Origin of the sequence: Pseudomonas helvetica, from assembly GCF_039908645.1 — a bacterium.
GTDB classification, from domain to species: domain Bacteria; phylum Pseudomonadota; class Gammaproteobacteria; order Pseudomonadales; family Pseudomonadaceae; genus Aquipseudomonas; species Aquipseudomonas helvetica.
In genome coordinates this window covers 6,054,078-6,072,487 of sequence record NZ_CP150917.1, presented here as the reverse complement: position 1 = coordinate 6,072,487, position 18,410 = coordinate 6,054,078, and the positions used below count along the sequence as shown (strand labels likewise).

The window sequence follows — 18,410 nt, the reverse complement described above, 5'->3', positions numbered from 1 at the left end:
CGGCGTTTCGATACTTACGACGGCGCTGGCAGCGTGGTCGATAAACCCCTTTACGTGCGGCTCACGCCGCAAGCGAGACAGGCTTAAAGCATGGAAATGCGCGCAGATCTGCTGATTGTCGGGGCCGGAATGGTCGGGAGCGCGTTGGCGCTGGCGTTACAGAACAGCGGGCTGGAAGTCCTGCTGCTCGACGGCAGCCCCATGAGCGTCAAACCCTTCGATGCGCAGTCGGCATTCGAGCCTCGAGTGAGCGCCTTGTCGGCCGCCAGTCAGCGGATTCTGGAGCGTCTGGGGGTGTGGGACGGCGTTGTCAGCCGGCGTAGCAGCCCTTATTCCGACATGCACGTCTGGGATGGCAGCGGCACCGGGCAGATTCACTTCTCGGCCACCAGCGTCCACGCCGAGGCACTCGGGCATATCGTCGAAAACCGGGTGGTGCAGGATGCGCTGCTCGATCGCCTGCATGATTGTGACCTGGGCCTGCTGGCCAATGCGCGTCTGGAGCAGATGCGCCGCTCCGGCGATGACTGGCTACTGACGCTGGCCGATGGCCGCACGTTGCGCGCACCGCTGGTGATCGCGGCGGACGGCGCCAACTCGGCGGTGCGTCGTCTCACCGGTGTCGCGACTCGTGAGTGGGATTATCTGCATCACGCCATCGTCACCAGTGTTCGCAGCTCGCTGCCGCATCAGATGACCGCATGGCAGCGTTTTACCGATTACGGCCCGCTGGCATTCCTGCCCTTGGAGCGGGATGGCCAGCAGGACTGGTGCTCGATCGTCTGGTCGACCACCCCGAGCGAAGCCGAACGCCTGATGGCGCTGGATGACGAAGGTTTCTGCCGAGAGCTGGAGCGCGCTTTCGAAGGGCGTTTGGGCTCGGTGCTGAGCGCCGACCCGCGACTTTGCGTGCCGTTGCGCCAGCGCCACGCCAAGCGTTATGTGGCTGAGGGGCTGGCGCTGATCGGCGATGCCGCTCACACCATTCACCCGTTGGCCGGGCAGGGCGTCAACCTCGGTTTCCTCGATGCCGCAGTGTTGGCTGAAGTGCTGCTGCAGGCGGCCAGCCGTGGTGAGCGCCTGGCGGATGTGAAGGTCCTCAGCCGCTACGAGCGTCGGCGCATGCCGCACAACCTGGCGTTGATGGCAGCGATGGAAGGCTTTGAGCGCTTGTTCCAGGCCGACCCGTTGCCACTGCGCTGGTTGCGTAATACCGGGTTGAAAATGGTCGACCAGATGCCCGAAGCCAAGGCGTTGTTTGTGCGCGAAGCGCTTGGATTGATCGGGGATCTGCCGGCATTGGCCAAGGCCTGACATTTTGTATCAGTGCTGATGCCCTCATCGCGAGCACATTCACCAACAATCTCCGACGGTGCAACATCTGGTAACTCCTCCAGGGCGGGATCGGTTGAGAAGCTAAATGTGAGTCCTTATCATTTCGACTCATTTTTGATTTCGAGAGACCGCTCCCATGTTGGCACCGAAGCGTCTACTGACAGCCCTCGCCCTGACCCTGGTCGGCACCACCGCCCAGGCCGCCGACGAGGTGGTGGTCTACTCCTCGCGTATCGACGAGCTGATCAAACCGGTCTTCGATGCCTACACCCAAAAAACCGGCGTAAAGGTGAAATTCATCACCGACAAGGAAGCGCCGTTGATGCAGCGCATCAAGGCCGAAGGCGAGAATGCCACCGCCGACCTGCTGCTGACCGTCGATGCCGGCAACCTTTGGCAGGCCGAGCAAATGGGCATCCTGCAGCCGTTCACCTCCAAGGTGATCGACACCAACATCCCGCTGCAATACCGCGCTGCGTCTCACGCCTGGACCGGCCTGAGCCTGCGGGCGCGGACCATCGCCTATTCCACTGACCGGGTAAAACCTTCGGACCTGAGCACATACGAAGCGCTGGCTGACAAGCAGTGGGAAGGCCGGCTGTGCCTGCGTACTGCGAAGAAGGTCTATAACCAGTCGTTGACTGCAACCCTGATTGAAACCCACGGCGCGGAAAACACCGAAGAGATCCTCAAGGGTTGGGTGCGCAACCTGTCCACAGACGTGTTCTCTGACGACATCGCCGTACTGCAAGCGATCAGCGCCGGGCAATGCGACGTCGGTATCGTCAACACTTACTACTATGGCCGTCTGCACCAGCAGAAGCCGGATCTTCCGGTCAAACTGTTCTGGCCGAACCAGGCCGACCGTGGCGTACACGTGAACCTGTCGGGCATTGGCCTGACCAAACACGCCCCGCACCCGGAAGCCGCCAAGGCGCTGGTGGAATGGATGACCACACCTGAAGCGCAAAAGATCTTCGCCGACGCTAACCAGGAGTTCCCGGCCAACCCGGCGGTGAAACCGTCCGCGGAAGTCGAGGCCTGGGGCACGTTTAAACCGGACACCCTGCCGGTTGAAGTGGCTGGCCTGCGTCAGGCCGAAGCCATCCGCCTGATGGACCGCGCCGGCTGGAACTGACTCATCGCAATTGTGGCGAGGGAGCTTGCTCCCGCTCGAGCGCGAAGCGGTCGTAATATTGGCTGACACGCTTTGACAGAAGAAATGAAGTAGCTGACCAAGGGCTGCTTCGCAACCCAACGGGGGCAAGCCCCCTCGCCACAAAATGGGGCCGGCTGCATTACTGCGTCGGCTCCGCACTTTTTAGAGACTTTCCTTGGCCCATCCCGCCCAACGCCGTTGGTATCCGCTGGTTTTCGTCGTTGCCGCCCTGGTGCTGCTGCCACTGAGTGTGTTGCTGCTGTCGTGGCAAACCGTCGATATGCAGATCTGGTCGCACCTGTGGGACACCCAGATGCCACGCCTGCTAGGCAACACCCTGACGCTGATCCTCGGCGTCGGGATTGGCGTCACGCTGTTGGGCGTGAGCCTGGCGTGGTTGACTAGCCTCTGCGAGTTCCCCGGGCGGCGTTGGCTGGATTGGGCGCTGATGTTGCCGTTTGCGATCCCGGCCTATGTGCTGGCGTTCGTTTTTGTCGGGCTGCTGGATTTCGCCGGTCCTGTGCAAACCCTGCTTCGCGAGTGGTTTGGCAGCGGCTTGCGATTGCCGCGTGTGCGCTCCACCGGTGGGGTGATTCTGGTATTGGTGCTGGTGTTCTATCCCTACGTCTATTTACTGGCGCGCACGGCGTTTCTGGCCCAGGGCAAAGGCCTGATGGAGGCAGCGCGCGTGCTCGGCCAATCACCGTGGCAAGCATTCTGGCGCGTGGCCTTGCCGATGGCCCGGCCGGCAATTGGTGCCGGTGTGGCCTTGGCATTGATGGAGACGCTGGCGGATTTCGGCGCAGTGTCGGTGTTCAACTTCGACACCTTCACTACGGCGATCTACAAAACCTGGTACGGCTTTTTCAGCCTGTCGAGCGCCGCACAACTGGCCAGCCTGTTGCTGCTGGTGGTGATGTTGCTGCTGTATGGCGAGCGGCGTGCGCGTGGCGCCAGCCGGGCGAGCAACGAGCGGCCACGGGGCAAGGCGCTTTATCACCTGCGCGGGCTCAAGGCTATGGCCGCCAGCAGTTGGTGCGGGCTGGTATTTGCCTGCGCCTTTGTCATTCCATTGCTGCAACTGGTGGCGTGGTTCTGGCAGCGCGGGCGCTTCGACCTGGATGAGCGTTACACCGGGCTGATCATCCATACGTTGTACCTGGGCGCCATGGCAGCGCTGATCACCGTCAGCGTCGCGCTGCTGCTGGCGTTTGCCCGGCGCCTGGCTCCGACCCGGACGATTCGTTCCGGGGTCAGCCTGGCCAACATTGGCTACGCCTTGCCCGGATCGGTGCTGGCGGTATCGATCATGCTGGCGTTCAGTTACCTGGACCGTGAACTGGTGGTGCCGCTATCGGACTGGCTTGGCGGCGCGGGCAAACCGTTGCTGCTGGGCAGCCTGTCGGCGCTGTTGCTGGCGTATCTGGTGCGCTTTATCGCGGTGGCCTACGGGCCGTTGGAAAATAGTCTGGCGCGGATCCGTCCGTCGTTGCCAGAAGCTGCACGCTGTTTGGGTGTCAGTGGGCCACGACTGTTTTTCAAAGTGTATCTGCCGTTGCTGCTGCCCGGCACGTTGAGCGCGGCGCTGCTGGTGTTCGTCGATGTGCTCAAGGAAATGCCCGCAACCTTGCTGATGCGCCCGTTTGGCTGGGACACGCTGGCGGTGCGGATCTTTGAAATGACCAGCGAAGGCGAGTGGGCGCGGGCGTCGTTGCCGGCGTTGACACTGATTCTGGTGGGCCTGTTGCCGGTCATCGGCTTGATTCGACGTTCGGCACATCAAAACGGCTAGGTGCCAGTCCTACACCTTGCGGCTACAATGCGCGGCATTCGGTGCGGATCGTCCTTCAGACCGGGTCGCTGAAATAGGCTGAAAGCCTTCTACTTCAAGGCTTTCAACCATACAGCGCCTGTCCGTACCTTCGCCACGCCCGGAAGGAGAAACCCATGGGACAGCGTACGCCTCTGTATGACCTTCATCTCGCACTTGGCGCGAAGATGGTCGATTTTGGCGGTTGGGATATGCCATTGCATTACGGCTCACAGGTCGAGGAACACCATCAGGTGCGCCGCGACTGTGGGGTTTTCGATGTTTCCCATATGACCGTAATCGATGTCAGCGGCCCTCAGGCCAAGGCCTGGCTCCAGCATTTGCTGGCCAATGATGTCGAACGTCTGCACAGCGTCGGCCGTGCCTTGTACAGCACCATGCTCAATGAGCGGGGCGGGGTGGTCGACGACATGATCGTTTATCGCCTGGACGATGCTTACCGCCTGGTGGTGAACGCCGCCACCCGTGATCAGGACATGGCCTGGATGCAGGCCCAGCTCGGCAATTATCAGGTGCAACTGCACGAGCGCAGCGAGTTGGCGATGCTGGCGATTCAAGGTCCTCAGGCGCGGCAAAAGATCGCCGAACTGGTGACCCAGTCCCGTGGCACTCTGATCCAGCAGCTCAAACCGTTTGAAGGTCAGTGTGACGGCGACTGGTTCATCGCCCGTACCGGTTACACCGGCGAAGACGGTCTGGAGATAGCCCTGCCGGCCGAGCAGGCGCCGGGATTCTTCAACGATCTGGTCGGTGCAGGCATATCGCCGATAGGCCTCGGCGCCCGCGACACGCTGCGTCTTGAGGCCGGGATGAACCTCTACGGCCAGGACATTCATCAGGCTGTCTCACCGCTGGCGTCCAATATGGCCTGGAGCATTGCCTGGGAACCGGCCACTCGTCAGTTCATTGGCCGGGCCGCGCTGGAGGCTGAACGGGCAGCAGGGGTGAAGCAAAAACTGGTTGGTCTGGTGCTCGAAGAGCGCGGGGTTTTACGTGCCCATCAGGTGGTTCGCATCGCTGATGTTGGCGAAGGAGAGATCACCAGTGGTAGTTTCTCTCCTACGCTTAGCAAATCGATTGCCCTGGCGCGGGTGCCGATGGCAACGGCCGACCGGGCAGAAGTGGAAATTCGTGGCAAGTGGTACCCGGTTCGGGTAGTCAAACCGACCTTCGTGCGTCATGGCAAAACCCTGATCTAACTTTTTCTGGCGGGCCAACACCGCTGACATTTCTTCTTGAGGACACAGAACATGAGTGAAATTCCTGTAGACCTGCGTTTTGCCGAAAGTCACGAATGGGCCCGTCTGGACGAAGATGGCGGCGTAAAAGTCGGTATTTCAGACCATGCTCAGGAAGCCTTGGGCGATGTGGTGTTCGTCGAGCTGCCGGAAATCGGCAAAGTCTTCGCTGCCGGTGAAGCGGCGGGCGTAGTCGAGTCGGTCAAGGCCGCTTCGGACATCTACTCGCCGGTCTCCGGTACAGTCATTGCCGTTAACGAAGAGTTGGCCAACAGCCCGGAGCTGGTCAACAGCGCGCCATACGACAGCTGGTTCTTCAAACTCGAGCCAACGGATACCTCCGAGCTGGACAAGTTGCTCGACCCGACTGGCTACAAGCACGCCATCGGCGAGTAATGCTCGCCCCGTAGGAGCACGGCTTGCCGGCGATAGCGCTCTCAAGATCGCCATCGCCGGCAAGGGCTAGGCGCCCCCCGCTCCTACAAAAGCGTTGCTCTCAAGCCTGCAATACAGCCTTCACCGCCGCCACTGAACGCTCGACATCGCTTTTGCTCATGGCCGTGAACATCGGCAGCGAGACGATCAGGCGACCGACACGCTCGGACACCGGGAACATGCCTTCCTTGAAACCGCGTTCGCGGTAAAGGCTCAGCAGGTGGATCGGCGGGTAGTGGTAGCCGATGCCGACGCCCAGTTCCTGCATTTGCTCCATGAAGGTCGCACGGGCCGGTTTGCCGTCCTTGCGCTCTGGCAGTACCAGCTGGAACAAGTGCCAGTTGCTGTTGGTGAAGTCTGCCGGTGGCAGCTGCGCACCGTATTTGGCCTCGAAATCGCTGCCGAAGCAGGCGAAGTAATGCTTGGCCAGTTCGCGGCGGTGAGCGGTGATGGCTTCGATGTGGGCGAATTGGCCCAGGCCAATGGCTGCTGCCACGTCGGTCATGTTGAACTTGCCGCCCAGCACGTCGACGTCCAGGCCGTCGAAGCCGGTACGGGTCACGCCTTGCAGGCGATATTTCTCGGCCAGGCGCACTTCTTCAGCATTGTTCAATACCAGGCAGCCACCTTCCGAGGAGGTGACGTTCTTGTTCGCCTGGAAGCTGAACGACACGAAGTCGCCGGTGGCGCCGATGCGCTGCCCATTCCAGCTCGAACCCAATGCCTGGGCGGCGTCTTCGATAATGCGCAGGCCGTGTTTCTTGGCGATCGCGTACAGGCGGCTCATGTCCACCGGCAAACCGGCGAGGAACACCGGGATAATGGCCTTGGTACGCGGGGTAATGGCCGCTTCGAGCTGGTCCAGGTCGATGTTGCGGGTGATCGGGTCGATGTCGGCAAACACCGGGGTGGCGCCGACTTCGAGAATCACGTTGGCTGTGGCGACCCAGGAAATCGGCGTGGTGATGACTTCGTCACCGGCACCGATCCCGGCGATGCGCAGGGCGATCTCCATGGTGCAGGTCCCGGAGTTGAACGTGCGCACCGGACGGCCGCCAAAAAACTCCGAGAGCTGGGCTTCGAACGCCTGAACCTTGGGCCCGCTGGTGATCCAGCCGGAGCGCAAGACATCGCCGACCGCGGCAATCGTGGCTTCATCGATAGTAGGTTTGGAAAACGGCAGAAAAGGCAGTTGGCTCATGACGATCAGTGCACCCGATTAGCTGACGGTAGATATATGCGCCGCACATGATGAGCCTGATTGAGCAAAGACGCCATGCCGAGTGCACAGGGGGAGCTATGCTGCTTTGATCGAGTTGCATCGACGTTGAGCGCCATTCAAGAGAGAGCCCGTCATGTCCCAGTTGCCATCCTTGAGCCAGTTACGAGACCCGAATGCCTTTCTGCGGCGCCACCTGGGGCCGGACACCGCCGAGCAGCAGGCGATGCTCGACAGCCTCGGGCTTGGTAGCCGTGTCGAGCTGATCGAGCAGACGGTGCCGCCGGGAATTCGCCTCAATCGCGTACTGGACTTGCCGCCTGCGCTCGATGAAGAGGCCGCGTTGGCAAAGCTGCGCGGCTATGCCGAACAGAATCAGGTCTGGACCAGCCTGATCGGCATGGGTTACCACGGCACCCTGACACCTGCGGTGATCTTGCGCAACGTGCTGGAAAATCCCGGTTGGTACACCGCCTACACCCCCTATCAGCCGGAAATTGCTCAGGGGCGACTCGAAGCGTTGCTCAATTTCCAGCAATTGACCATCGACCTGACGGGCCTGGAGCTGGCCAACGCCTCGCTGCTCGACGAAGCCACGGCGGCGGCCGAAGCCATGGCACTGGCCAAGCGTGTCGCGAAGTCGAAAAGCAATCTGTTCTTCGTCGACGAGAACTGTCATCCACAAACCATTTCCGTGGTGAAGACCCGCGCTGAAGGCTTTGGCTTCGAACTGATCGTCGACGCTGTGGATAACCTGAAACAGCATCAGGTATTCGGCGCGCTGCTGCAGTACCCCGATACCCATGGCGAAATCCGCGACCTGCGCCCGCTGATCGATCACTTGCATGCGCAGCAGGCGCTGGCCTGCGTTGCAGCTGATCTGCTGAGCCTGTTGTTGCTGACGCCGCCGGGTGAAATGGGCGCTGACGTGGTATTCGGCTCGTCCCAGCGCTTTGGTGTGCCGATGGGCTACGGCGGCCCTCACGCAGCGTTTTTCGCCAGCCGCGATGAATACAAACGAGCGATCCCCGGGCGGATCATTGGCGTTTCGAAAGATGCTCGCGGCAACGTCGCGCTGCGTATGGCCCTGCAAACCCGCGAGCAACACATCCGTCGCGAGAAGGCCAATTCGAACATCTGCACGGCCCAGGTATTACTGGCCAATATCGCCAGTTTTTATGCGGTCTACCATGGCCCGCAGGGGCTTAAACGGATTGCGCAACGGGTACACCGGCTAACGTGCATTCTCGCCGCCGGGCTTGAGCGCAACGGTATCACCCGGCTCAACCAGCACTTCTTCGACACCTTGACCCTGGAAGTCGGCGGCAGCCAGACCGCAATCATCGACAGCGCCAAAGCGGCGCAGATCAATCTGCGGATTCTTGGGCGCGGGCAAGTTGGCTTGAGTCTCGACGAGAGCTGCGATGAACACACGGTGGCGAAGCTGTTTGATGTGTTCCTGGGCGCAGATCACGGGCTTGATGTCGCCGAACTGGATGGCGAACAGCTGATCTCCGGGGTTCCCGACGGCTTGTTGCGGACCACGCCGTATTTGCGGCATCCGGTGTTCAACGCCCATCACAGCGAAACTGAAATGTTGCGTTACCTCAAGCAGCTGGAAAACAAGGACCTGGCACTCAACCAGTCGATGATTCCGCTGGGCTCCTGCACCATGAAGCTCAATGCCAGCAGCGAAATGATCCCGATCACCTGGCCAGCGTTCGCCAACCTGCACCCCTTTGCGCCGAAAGAGCAGGCGGTGGGTTATTCGCTGATGATCAGCGAACTGGAGAGCTGGCTCTGCGCGATTACCGGTTTTGATGCGATCTGCATGCAGCCCAACTCCGGCGCCCAAGGTGAATACGCCGGGTTGCTGGCGATCCGCAAATACCATGAAAGCCGTCAGCAAGGCGCACGTGACATCTGCCTGATTCCCGCGTCTGCCCACGGCACCAACCCGGCCTCGGCGCAGATGGCCGGGATGCGGGTGATGATCGTCGACTGCGACGATGCCGGTAACGTTGATCTCGATGACCTGAAAGCCAAGGCGACGGCTGCTGGCGACAAGCTTTCCTGCCTGATGGCCACTTACCCTTCGACCCATGGGGTGTACGAAGAGGGCATCAGCGAAATCTGTGAAGTTATCCACAGCCATGGCGGTCAGGTGTACATGGACGGCGCCAACCTCAATGCACAGGTCGGGTTGGCTCGCCCGGCGGATATCGGCGCCGATGTCTCACACATGAACCTGCACAAGACTTTCTGCATTCCCCATGGCGGAGGCGGGCCGGGGATGGGGCCGATTGGGGTGCGGGCACATTTGGCGCCGTTTGTTGCCAATCACCCGGTGGTGCCGATCGAGGGACCCCATCCGCAGAATGGCGCAGTCAGCGCGGCGCCTTGGGGCAGTGCGAGCATTTTGCCGATCAGCTGGATGTACATCGCGATGATGGGGCCGCAGTTGGCGGATGCCAGTGAAGTGGCGATTCTTTCGGCCAATTACCTGGCAAAACATTTGTCCGGTGCGTTCCCGGTGCTCTACACCGGGCGCAACGAGCGGGTGGCGCACGAATGCATCCTCGACTTGCGACCGCTCAAGGTGCAAACCGGTATCAGTGAAGAAGACGTCGCCAAGCGACTGATGGATTACGGTTTCCATGCACCGACCATGTCTTTCCCGGTGCCGGGTACGTTGATGGTCGAGCCTACTGAAAGCGAATCCAAGGCGGAACTGGATCGCTTTATCAGCGCGATGCTGAGTATTCGCGCGGAAATTGCCGAGGTGCAGAATGGCAATTGGTCTGCCGAGGACAATCCGCTGAAACGCTCTCCGCATACGTTGGCGGACATTACCGGCGTCTGGGATCGGCCCTACAGCATCGAACAAGCGGTGACCCCGGACGCGCACACCAGGCTGCATAAGTACTGGCCGACGGTGAACCGCGTGGACAACGTTTACGGGGATCGCAACCTGTTTTGCGCCTGCGTGCCGGTGGACGAATACCGCTGAGAGATACCACTTGCGTGAGCGCAGTGATTGCCCACCTGCGATACATAGTTGTGGCGAGGGAGCTTGCTCCCGCTCGGCTGCGCAGCAGTCGTGAAGCTGGTACACGCGTTCTACCTGAAGGTATGTGGTGTCAGGTTTTGGGGCCGCTTCGCACCCCAGCGGGAGCAAGCTCCCTCGCCACGAGTGTTGCGTCCCACCGGTTTCACAAATGAACAGGCAAAAAAATGCCGCTCTTGAGAGCGGCATTTTTACAGCAACAGAATTATTCCGGGGCGACCGCGTTCTTGGCCAGGATTGCGTTGGCCAATTCCATGTCGGTAGCCTTCAAACCCGGGTTGTCGGCACGGACTTTCTGCATGGCGGATTCCAGATACGGACCACGGATATTGCCGTCACTGGCCACGAAGCTGCTGGCGTCGTCCTGAGCGGCGACGACCAGCTTGTGATCCCTGGAGGTCAGGTAGGTGGACGCGGTGGTCGCACCTGAGGAAATAACTTCTTGCAAGATGCCGTCATGGTCGTGGTCACGGCCACGGTCATGGGCCATTGCTGAACCGATAGACAGGGAAAGCAAGGCAAACGTAGCGGCAGCAAGTTTAAAACGCATTATGGGTGACTCCAGTGGGATTTCTGGCAGGTTGGATTGCCAATACCCCAAACGAGTTCCGTAGCGTTCATCGGCGTGTTCGACCAGGATAACCCCTCTATTTCTGCTCACTCTGCGGCGTCACTCGCAGCACCTCTTCAATTGTCGTCAGCCCCGCCGCGACTTTTTGTGCGCCCGACAGCCGCAGGCTGCGCATGCCTTCCTTGAACGCCTGGCGACGGACTGCGAGCAGGTCGGTGTCGGGGTTGATCAGGGCTTTGACGCTGTCGGTCATTTGCATGATTTCGTAGACCCCGGCGCGTCCGCGATAACCGGTGTCGCGGCACTCCAGGCAGCCAATCGCACGTTGGGCGTTGCCTGGCAGCGGTGCTTGCCAGGGACGGGTCAAGGTTTGCCAATCGTCTTCGCCCAGCGTCAGCGGTGCCTTGCAGTGCGGGCACAGCGTACGGACCAGACGTTGCGCCATGACTCCCAGCAGGGTGGCTTTGATCAGGTAATGCGGCACGCCGAGTTCCAGTAAGCGGCTGATGGCGCTCGGTGCGTCGTTGGTGTGCAGGGTCGACAACACCAGGTGCCCGGTGAGTGCCGCTTGAATAGCCATTTCGGCGGTTTCGAGGTCGCGGATCTCGCCGATCATGATGATGTCCGGATCTTGTCGCATCAGCGCGCGCACGCCGCTGGCAAAGGTCAGGTCGATGTTGTGCTGGACCTGCATCTGATTGAACGCCGGCTCGACCATTTCGATCGGGTCTTCGATGGTGCAGAGGTTGATCTCTGGCGTCGCGAGTTTTTTCAGTGTGGTGTAGAGCGTGCTGGTCTTGCCCGAACCGGTCGGCCCGGTGACCAGAATGATGCCGTTGGGCTGGCGGGTCATGTCCTGCCAGCGGCGCAGATCATCGGCGGAAAACCCGAGCTGGTCGAAGTCCTTGAGCAGCACTTCCGGATCGAAGATCCGCATGACCATTTTTTCCCCGAATGCCGTGGGTAGCGTCGACAGCCGCAACTCTACTTCGCCGCCGTCCGGAGTCTTGGTCTTGACCCGGCCATCCTGGGGTTTGCGCTTTTCCGCGACGTTCATCCGCCCCAGGCTCTTCAGGCGACTGACGATCGCCATGGTCACCTGCGGTGGAAATTGATAGACGTTGTGCAATACGCCGTCGATGCGAAAGCGCACGGTGCCTTGCTCGCGCCGTGGTTCGATGTGGATATCACTGGCGCGTTGCTGGAAAGCGTACTGGAACAACCAGTCGACGATGTTGACGATGTGCGCGTCGTTGGCGTCCGGTTCCTGATCGCTGGCGCCGAGGTTGAGCAACTGTTCGAAGTTGCCCAGGGTGTTCATTTGCTGATCGGCATTGGTCGCGCCGCTGACCGACTTGGCCAAGCGGAAGAATTCCACGCTGAAGCGCTGGATATCCGCCGGGTTGGCCACTACCCGTTTGATCGGCAACTGTAGAACGTGGGTCAGGTCGGCTTCCCAGCTGCGCACATAAGGCTGCGCGCTAGCGACAGTGACGGCGTCGCGGTCGATCGCTACCGCGAGGATCTTGTGGCGCTGGGCAAAGGCGTAAGACATCAGCGAGGTAATTTGCGCGACGTTTATTTTCAGCGGGTCGATGCGCAAGTAAGGCTGGCCGGCCTGCTGCGAGAGCCACAGGGTCAGGCTTTCCAGATCCAGGCGTTTACCGGGGCGGCTGAGGTCGTCGAGGTGTTGACTGGCAAGGAACTCCAGCGGGTGCAACTGGCTGTTGCTGGCATTGCGGCGAGTGGTCAGCGCGTGTTCGGCCGAGTCCTGGCTGATGAAGCCTTGGGCGACCAGTTCGCGCAGCAGGTCATTGAGATCCAGCCAGCGATCCTGAGTGGCGAGTTGAACGGGCATCCGGGCTCCTTATGGAAACGATCCTGCACGTATGGTGTAGACAGGTGCGTCTCTGACCACAGATGCCAAGAATAGTCCCCGCAGGACCGGCCGTTCGGTTGTCGGCCGATTCATCGTTGCGAGTCTTTACCGGAACGCTTCAGCCGGCGGCCTGTGCAGGCTGAACCCATTGCGAATCAGCCGCTTGCAGTTCCACTGAGCAGACACTGATCAGGTTACGTAATTTTTCCGCGATGACCTGGGCGCGGTGCCAGCTCAGGCCGTCCATGACGATACCGATCGACAGCAGGTCGTCGTCGCGCAGCACATTGACCTGCTGCGGAACCAGAAACTGCAACGCGAACAGATTCAGCGCACGACACAACACGTCCGGTTCGGCCTCGGCCAGCAGTTGGTAGTGCACGCGACAATGCGCATTACTGACGTTCCATACATCGGCGCGGGTAGGGGTGTTGCTGACGGCTTCGAGCGGGGGCATGGTCGGTCTCCAAAACACTGGAGAAATTTTTACATTTGGTACCGGGTATTTCTTATCTATGATGGGGTTAATTGGCTTTCAATCGACTTGTTCAATTCTCAAATAATGTCTTTACGGGTTTTTCTATGCATAGCGAGCTTGACGCGTATGACCGCCGGATTCTGGCACTGCTGCAAGAGGATGCCTCGCTTTCCAGTGCGCAGATTGCCGAGCAGGTCGGGTTATCGCAGTCGCCGTGCTGGCGGCGCATTCAGCGGATGAAGGAGGAGGGGGTTATTCGCGGGCAGGTGACCTTGCTCGATCGCAAGAAAATCGGCCTCAACACGCAAATCTTCGCCGAAATCAAACTCAACGCCCACGGGCGTTCGAACTTCACGGAGTTCACCGAGGCGATTCGCGGTTTTCCGGAGGTGCTGGAGTGTTATGTGCTGATGGGCGCGGTGGATTTTCTGTTGCGGATCGTCACGGCAGACATCGAAGCCTATGAGCGCTTCTTCTTCGAGAAGCTGTCGATGGTGCCGGGGATTCAGGAGGTCAACTCGATCGTGGCCTTGTCGGAGATCAAGTCCACGACGAGTTTGCCGGTGTTGCGCTGAGGCGGTGTGAGTGTGTGGCTAAAGGGTGCTTGTGGCGAGGGGGCTTGCCCCCGTTGGAGGCCGCAGGACTCCCAAACCCGACCAACGCGGTGAATTCGGCATTACACGGACACCGGGTTTGCGGCCGCTGCGCAACCGAACGAGGCGGTGCGGCGTTCCGACAAGCCCCCTCGCCACAGGTATTCACTCGCCTCAGGTGGGATTACATACGTAACAACATCTTCCATGCGCGGTTCTGATACACCGCAATTGCCTGCTGCTTGCGTGCGTCCAGCACTTCGTCGGTGATCGGCTCATTGGCCAGTTGCGCGAGTTTGTTCAGTTCACCGTACAGGCGATCCATTTCCGGGATGTCCAGCACGTTGCGGGCATGGTGCAGCCAGGCCTGGATGCGTTCGATACGCGGCAGTTGCTCGGCCAGGTCTTCCGGTTGTTGCTGATAGCGCTGCAATTGCAGGGACGTCGCTTCTTCGCCCAGCAGGCGCGGCAACCAGTTACCCAGTTGTGCAGCACCTTGGCGATTGCCGCGAACGTTGCGATCGGCAGTCCAGGTGCGGGCCAGCAACCAGCGCGAGGTGTTCAGCGAGAACTGGCCCCAGCGCGGGTCTTCGAGTTCTTCGAGGAACTGCTCCGGCGCGGCTTTGCGCACGTCTTCGTCGTCCAGGCCAGCCTGTACCAACGGACGCCAGTCTTCCAGCAAGGCATCCAGCGCCACGCGCAAGTCGTGAGTCGACTGACGTGGTGCGGCTTGACCCAGGCTGCTGAGCAGCGCACGCAATTCAGCCAGGTTTTCGACCCAGTCCTGCAGCAGGCGCCAGTGGCCGTTGAAGCGATATTGCTCGGCCAGACGCTGGCTGCTGCCCAGCAAGTGCCAGCTCAATGCGGCGAACGCGTCGTCCAGCGGCAGTTCGAAGGTCAACTCCGGCGCCGGCAGGCTCAATGAATAACTGTTGGCGTCGAACAGGCGGTAGCCGCGCTCGGCTTTGCTGATATCGCATGGCATCAGCGCCAGGGTCGCGGCCAGTTCGGCGGCCAGTTCCAGCAATGCCGCGGGCTCGCCTTCGCGCAGCTCCAGCTCCAGTTCGCAGATCTCTTCTTTCTGCTTGCCGGCAATCACGTGGCCCAGGTCCAGCGCGGCTTCGATGACCACTTTGGTCTTGCCACGGCCCCAGGCGATTTCTGCGCGTTCGCGCACGAAATCAGTGGTGAAAATGGCCTTCAGGGTTTTCTTGTCCAGTTCGGCCAGCTCTTCGGGCCAGCATTCGCCGTCGAGTTTTTTCACATCGAGCTTGGCTTTGGGCAGATTCCAGTCGTATTCGTTACGCTCGGACAGACCGGCGACACTGTGACCACGGGTCTTGAGCGTTTGAATGACTTCTTCGCCATCGCGGCGCAGGCGCAGGGCGACCTTGGCGCGGGCCAGGTCACGTTCTGGCGTGTCGAAGTACTGGTTCATCAACTCACGGCGTTCCCAGCCACTTTTGTTGCGTTTTTTCAGTAGCGGGTGCTCGCGCAGGGCGGCGAGGGTTTCGCGGCTGACGCGGAGTTTGATTTCGGTTTCTTTCTGCATGGCCGGAAAATCCAGGATCGGGAGCGCAGCCGGGGGAATGTGTGGCTGCCAAGGCCGTGCAGTGTACAGCACTCATTAAACCTACGCGCCGCGACGGTTTATTCCTGCCGCAGGATGGCTCTATGATGAGGGTTCATCTTGGGAGTTGGGAGTCAGCGATGCCTTTGCCGTCCATGAAAGATCAGTTCGCTGCACTGATCGCCGCACCGTCCGTCAGTTGCACCCAACCCAGCCTCGATCAATCCAATCGCGCGGTCATTGATTTGCTGGCGACCTGGCTCGGTGACCTGGGCTTTTCGTGTGATATCCAGCAAGTCAGCCCCGGCAAATTCAACTTGCTCGCCAGTTTTGGCAGCGGTCCCGGTGGGCTGGTACTGGCCGGACACAGCGACACGGTGCCGTTCGACGGCGCGCTGTGGCAGACCGATCCGCTGAAACTGACCGAAGTCGACGGCCGCTGGGTCGGCCTCGGCAGTTGCGACATGAAGGGCTTTTTCGCGCTGGCCATCGAAGCCGTGTTGCCGCTGCTGGACAAACCGTTCAAGCAGCCGCTGATGATCCTCGCCACCTGTGACGAAGAAAGCTCCATGGCGGGTGCCCGGGCCTTGGCTGCTGCCGGCCGTCCATTGGGCAGGGTAGCGGTGATCGGTGAGCCAACTGGCTTGAAACCGATCCGTATGCATAAAGGCGTGATGATGGAACGCATCGACATTCTCGGTCAGAGCGGCCATTCGTCCGACCCGCGCCTGGGCCATAGTGCTCTGGAGGCCATGCACGATGCGATGGGCGAGTTACGCGGCTTGCGTCTGCAATGGCAGCGCGAGTTTCACAATCCGCAGTTCAGCGTGCCGCAACCGACACTGAATTTCGGCTGCATCCACGGTGGCGACAACCCGAACCGGATCTGCGGTCAATGCTCGCTGGAATTTGACCTGCGGCCCTTGCCGGGCATGGACCCGAACGCATTGCGTGCGGCGATCCGGCAGAAACTCGAACCGGTCGCCGAGCTCCATCAGGTAAAGATCGATTACGCTCCGCTGTTCCCTGAAGTGCCGCCGTTCGAGCAGGCGGCCGACTCGGAACTGGTGCAGGTCGCCGAAAGACTCACCGGCCACCTTGCCGAAGCAGTAGCGTTCGGCACTGAAGCGCCTTATCTTCAGCGTCTTGGCTGCGAGACATTGGTGCTTGGCCCAGGCGATATCGCCTGCGCCCACCAACCAGGGGAATACCTTGAAATGTCACGTTTGCAGCCTACCGTGCATCTATTACGTCAACTGATCGAACACTACTGCCTGACCCCGGCTTGATAAATCCCGGGGCACCCAACCTGTATTCATGAGGAGAACGCGCGTGTCGCCAAGCCTGTTCCGACGATAACCACCAGCCCGCTGTGCGTTTTGCTTCGTCCTTTTTATCGGCTGCTATTTGTTACAGGCGCAGGTGTTATGCCCGAATACGTTAACTGGCTTCGTCACGCTTCCCCTTACATCAACGCTCACCGCGACTGCACCTTCGTCGTCATGCTGCCCGGCGACGGCGTCGAGCATCCGAACTTCGGCAATATCGTCCACGACCTGGTGCTGCTGCACAGCCTGGGTGTGCGGCTGGTATTGGTTCACGGTTCGCGTCCGCAAATTGAAACCCGTCTCGCCGCACGTGGCCTGACTCCGCATTACCACCACGGGATGCGCATCACCGATGCGGCGACCCTGGAGTGCGTGATCGATGCGGTGGGGCAACTGCGCATTGCCATCGAAGCACGCTTGTCGATGGACATGGCGTCTTCGCCGATGCAGGGCTCGCGTCTGCGGGTGGCTGGCGGCAATCTGGTGACCGCACGGCCAATCGGTGTGCTCGAAGGTATCGACTATCACCACACCGGCGAAGTGCGTCGGGTCGACCGCAAGGGCATCAACCGTTTGCTGGATGAGCGCTCTATCGTATTGCTGTCACCGCTGGGCTACTCGCCGACCGGGGAAATCTTCAACCTGGCCTGCGAAGACGTCGCCACTCGCGCCGCCATCGATCTGGGCGCCGACAAGCTGCTGCTGTTCGGCGCGGACCCGGGGCTGATCGATGAAAACGGCCGTCTGGTCCGCGAGCTGCGTCCACAACAGGTGCCGGCGCACTTGCAGCGTCTGGGCTCGAACTATCAGGCCGAGTTGCTGGATGCGGCGGCCGAAGCTTGCCGTGGTGGTGTGGGCCGTAGCCATATTGTCAGTTATGCCGAAGACGGCGCGCTGCTGACCGAACTCTTCACCCGTGACGGTGGCGGGACGCTGGTGGCCCAGGAGCAGTTCGAGGTAGTGCGCGAAGCGGCTATCGAAGACGTCGGTGGTTTGCTGGATCTGATCAGTCCGCTGGAAGAGCAGGGGATTCTGGTGCGTCGCTCACGCGAAGTGCTGGAGCGCGAAATCGAGCAATTCAGCGTGGTTGAGCGTGAAGGCATGATCATCGCCTGTGCGGCGTTGTATCAGATCGCTGACTCGGATGCCGGGGAACTGGCCTGTCTGGCGGTAAACCCGGAATACCGCCATGGCGGCCGTGGTGATGAATTGCTGGAACGGATCGAGACCCGGGCTCGTGCTCAGGGGCTCAAAACCCTGTTCGTCCTCACTACCCGGACTGCGCACTGGTTCCGCGAGCGTGGCTTTGTGCCTAGCAGCGTCGAGCGCCTGCCGTCGGCCCGGGCCTCGCTGTACAACTATCAGCGTAATTCGAAGATCTTCGAAAAGACTCTGTAACCTGCGGCGCCTAGACTTCGCCCCAGGTACTAACCGACCGGGGTAATGAGTCGATCGTTTCTGCCTTTTTGTCGCCCGTTGCAGTGCTTGCCGGACGGGCGGTAAAAAAAATTACAACGGTATACAAACTGTAACAATTTGACGGGAAGATGCACGTTTCGCCATGATGGCGTCGCTTATTTGATCGTGATTGACGTAAGAGGAATTACGTGAGCACGAATGGAATTAAAGAAGCGTTTGTAAATACCATTTAGGAATTAGCTCATGGGCCGATACCTCAGCATCCGGTTCGGTTCAGGCGTGTTGATC

General features: G+C 60.4%; 14 protein-coding genes. 9 read left to right on the top strand and 5 right to left on the bottom strand.

Annotated features, from left to right (window positions below):
- The first annotated feature begins 96 nt into the window (after positions 1-96).
- From AABM55_RS28070 to gcvH, 5 genes are all read left to right on the top strand, one after another.
- Positions 97-1,314, top strand: a complete 1,218-nt coding sequence (locus tag AABM55_RS28070) for a 2-octaprenyl-3-methyl-6-methoxy-1,4-benzoquinol hydroxylase (RefSeq protein WP_347930090.1) — start codon at positions 97-99, stop codon at positions 1,312-1,314.
- Positions 1,315-1,471: 157 nt separating this feature from the next.
- Positions 1,472-2,473: an extracellular solute-binding protein gene (locus tag AABM55_RS28065; RefSeq protein WP_347928289.1), complete on the top strand. Its 1,002-nt coding sequence runs from the start codon at positions 1,472-1,474 to the stop codon at positions 2,471-2,473.
- Between the two features lie 196 nt (positions 2,474-2,669).
- Entirely contained in the window at positions 2,670-4,286 is a 1,617-nt protein-coding gene (locus tag AABM55_RS28060) for an iron ABC transporter permease (RefSeq protein ID WP_347928288.1), read from the top strand.
- A 155-nt stretch (positions 4,287-4,441) separates the two neighbouring features.
- Positions 4,442-5,524, top strand: coding sequence for a glycine cleavage system aminomethyltransferase GcvT (gcvT, locus tag AABM55_RS28055; protein ID WP_347928287.1), 1,083 nt, complete (start codon positions 4,442-4,444; stop codon positions 5,522-5,524).
- A 51-nt stretch (positions 5,525-5,575) separates the two neighbouring features.
- A complete protein-coding gene (gene gcvH, locus AABM55_RS28050) occupies positions 5,576-5,959 on the top strand; it encodes a glycine cleavage system protein GcvH (protein WP_054594563.1) in 384 nt (127 codons plus the stop codon).
- Between the two features lie 100 nt (positions 5,960-6,059).
- On the opposite strand, the gene AABM55_RS28045 is transcribed toward gcvH, so the two are convergent.
- Positions 6,060-7,199 carry a DegT/DnrJ/EryC1/StrS aminotransferase family protein gene (locus tag AABM55_RS28045; RefSeq protein ID WP_103317799.1) on the bottom strand — a complete coding sequence of 380 codons (1,140 nt, stop codon included), beginning with the start codon at positions 7,197-7,199 and terminating at the stop codon, positions 6,060-6,062.
- A gap of 154 nt (positions 7,200-7,353) precedes the next feature.
- Here AABM55_RS28045 and gcvP point away from each other — a divergent pair, with 154 nt between their 5' ends.
- Positions 7,354-10,227, top strand: a complete 2,874-nt coding sequence (gene gcvP, locus AABM55_RS28040; RefSeq protein ID WP_347928286.1) for an aminomethyl-transferring glycine dehydrogenase — start codon at positions 7,354-7,356, stop codon at positions 10,225-10,227.
- 262 nt (positions 10,228-10,489) lie between these two features.
- Here the strand turns inward: gcvP and AABM55_RS28035 are convergent, their stop codons facing one another.
- From AABM55_RS28035 to AABM55_RS28025, 3 genes are all read right to left on the bottom strand, one after another.
- Entirely contained in the window at positions 10,490-10,834 is a 345-nt protein-coding gene (locus AABM55_RS28035; RefSeq protein ID WP_054594560.1) for a DUF2388 domain-containing protein, read from the bottom strand.
- Positions 10,835-10,931: 97 nt separating this feature from the next.
- Positions 10,932-12,713 (bottom strand): GspE/PulE family protein, encoded by a 1,782-nt coding sequence (locus AABM55_RS28030; RefSeq protein WP_103317784.1) that lies wholly within the window; start codon positions 12,711-12,713, stop codon positions 10,932-10,934.
- Positions 12,714-12,852: 139 nt separating this feature from the next.
- Complete coding sequence (locus tag AABM55_RS28025) at positions 12,853-13,191, bottom strand: hypothetical protein (RefSeq protein WP_347928285.1); 339 nt, start codon at positions 13,189-13,191, stop codon at positions 12,853-12,855.
- A 125-nt stretch (positions 13,192-13,316) separates the two neighbouring features.
- Here AABM55_RS28025 and AABM55_RS28020 point away from each other — a divergent pair, with 125 nt between their 5' ends.
- On the top strand, positions 13,317-13,787 hold the full coding sequence (locus tag AABM55_RS28020) for an Lrp/AsnC family transcriptional regulator (protein WP_054594557.1): 471 nt from the start codon (positions 13,317-13,319) through the stop codon (positions 13,785-13,787).
- Positions 13,788-13,989: 202 nt separating this feature from the next.
- On the opposite strand, the gene AABM55_RS28015 is transcribed toward AABM55_RS28020, so the two are convergent.
- On the bottom strand, positions 13,990-15,357 hold the full coding sequence (locus tag AABM55_RS28015) for an inorganic triphosphatase (RefSeq protein ID WP_054594556.1): 1,368 nt from the start codon (positions 15,355-15,357) through the stop codon (positions 13,990-13,992).
- A 158-nt stretch (positions 15,358-15,515) separates the two neighbouring features.
- Between AABM55_RS28015 and argE the strand changes: the two genes are divergently transcribed.
- Positions 15,516-16,664 carry an acetylornithine deacetylase gene (argE, locus tag AABM55_RS28010; RefSeq protein WP_054594555.1) on the top strand — a complete coding sequence of 383 codons (1,149 nt, stop codon included), beginning with the start codon at positions 15,516-15,518 and terminating at the stop codon, positions 16,662-16,664.
- Between the two features lie 138 nt (positions 16,665-16,802).
- Positions 16,803-18,101, top strand: coding sequence for an amino-acid N-acetyltransferase (argA, locus tag AABM55_RS28005; protein WP_054594554.1), 1,299 nt, complete (start codon positions 16,803-16,805; stop codon positions 18,099-18,101).
- Positions 18,102-18,410: the final 309 nt, after the last annotated feature.

Bases quoted from the DNA above. Each gene is read 5' to 3' on its own strand.
- AABM55_RS28070 (WP_347930090.1), top strand. From the start codon at position 97: ATGCGCGCAGATCTGCTGATTGTCGGGGCCGGAATGGTCGGGAGCGCG.
- AABM55_RS28065 (WP_347928289.1), top strand. From the start codon at position 1,472: ATGTTGGCACCGAAGCGTCTACTGACAGCCCTCGCCCTGACCCTGGTC.
- gcvT (WP_347928287.1), top strand. From the start codon at position 4,442: ATGGGACAGCGTACGCCTCTGTATGACCTTCATCTCGCACTTGGCGCG.
- gcvH (WP_054594563.1), top strand. From the start codon at position 5,576: ATGAGTGAAATTCCTGTAGACCTGCGTTTTGCCGAAAGTCACGAATGG.
- AABM55_RS28045 (WP_103317799.1), bottom strand. From the start codon at position 7,199: ATGAGCCAACTGCCTTTTCTGCCGTTTTCCAAACCTACTATCGATGAA.
- gcvP (WP_347928286.1), top strand. From the start codon at position 7,354: ATGTCCCAGTTGCCATCCTTGAGCCAGTTACGAGACCCGAATGCCTTT.
- AABM55_RS28035 (WP_054594560.1), bottom strand. From the start codon at position 10,834: ATGCGTTTTAAACTTGCTGCCGCTACGTTTGCCTTGCTTTCCCTGTCT.
- AABM55_RS28030 (WP_103317784.1), bottom strand. From the start codon at position 12,713: ATGCCCGTTCAACTCGCCACTCAGGATCGCTGGCTGGATCTCAATGAC.
- AABM55_RS28025 (WP_347928285.1), bottom strand. From the start codon at position 13,191: ATGCCCCCGCTCGAAGCCGTCAGCAACACCCCTACCCGCGCCGATGTA.
- AABM55_RS28020 (WP_054594557.1), top strand. From the start codon at position 13,317: ATGCATAGCGAGCTTGACGCGTATGACCGCCGGATTCTGGCACTGCTG.
- AABM55_RS28015 (WP_054594556.1), bottom strand. From the start codon at position 15,357: ATGCAGAAAGAAACCGAAATCAAACTCCGCGTCAGCCGCGAAACCCTC.
- argE (WP_054594555.1), top strand. From the start codon at position 15,516: ATGCCTTTGCCGTCCATGAAAGATCAGTTCGCTGCACTGATCGCCGCA.
- argA (WP_054594554.1), top strand. From the start codon at position 16,803: ATGCCCGAATACGTTAACTGGCTTCGTCACGCTTCCCCTTACATCAAC.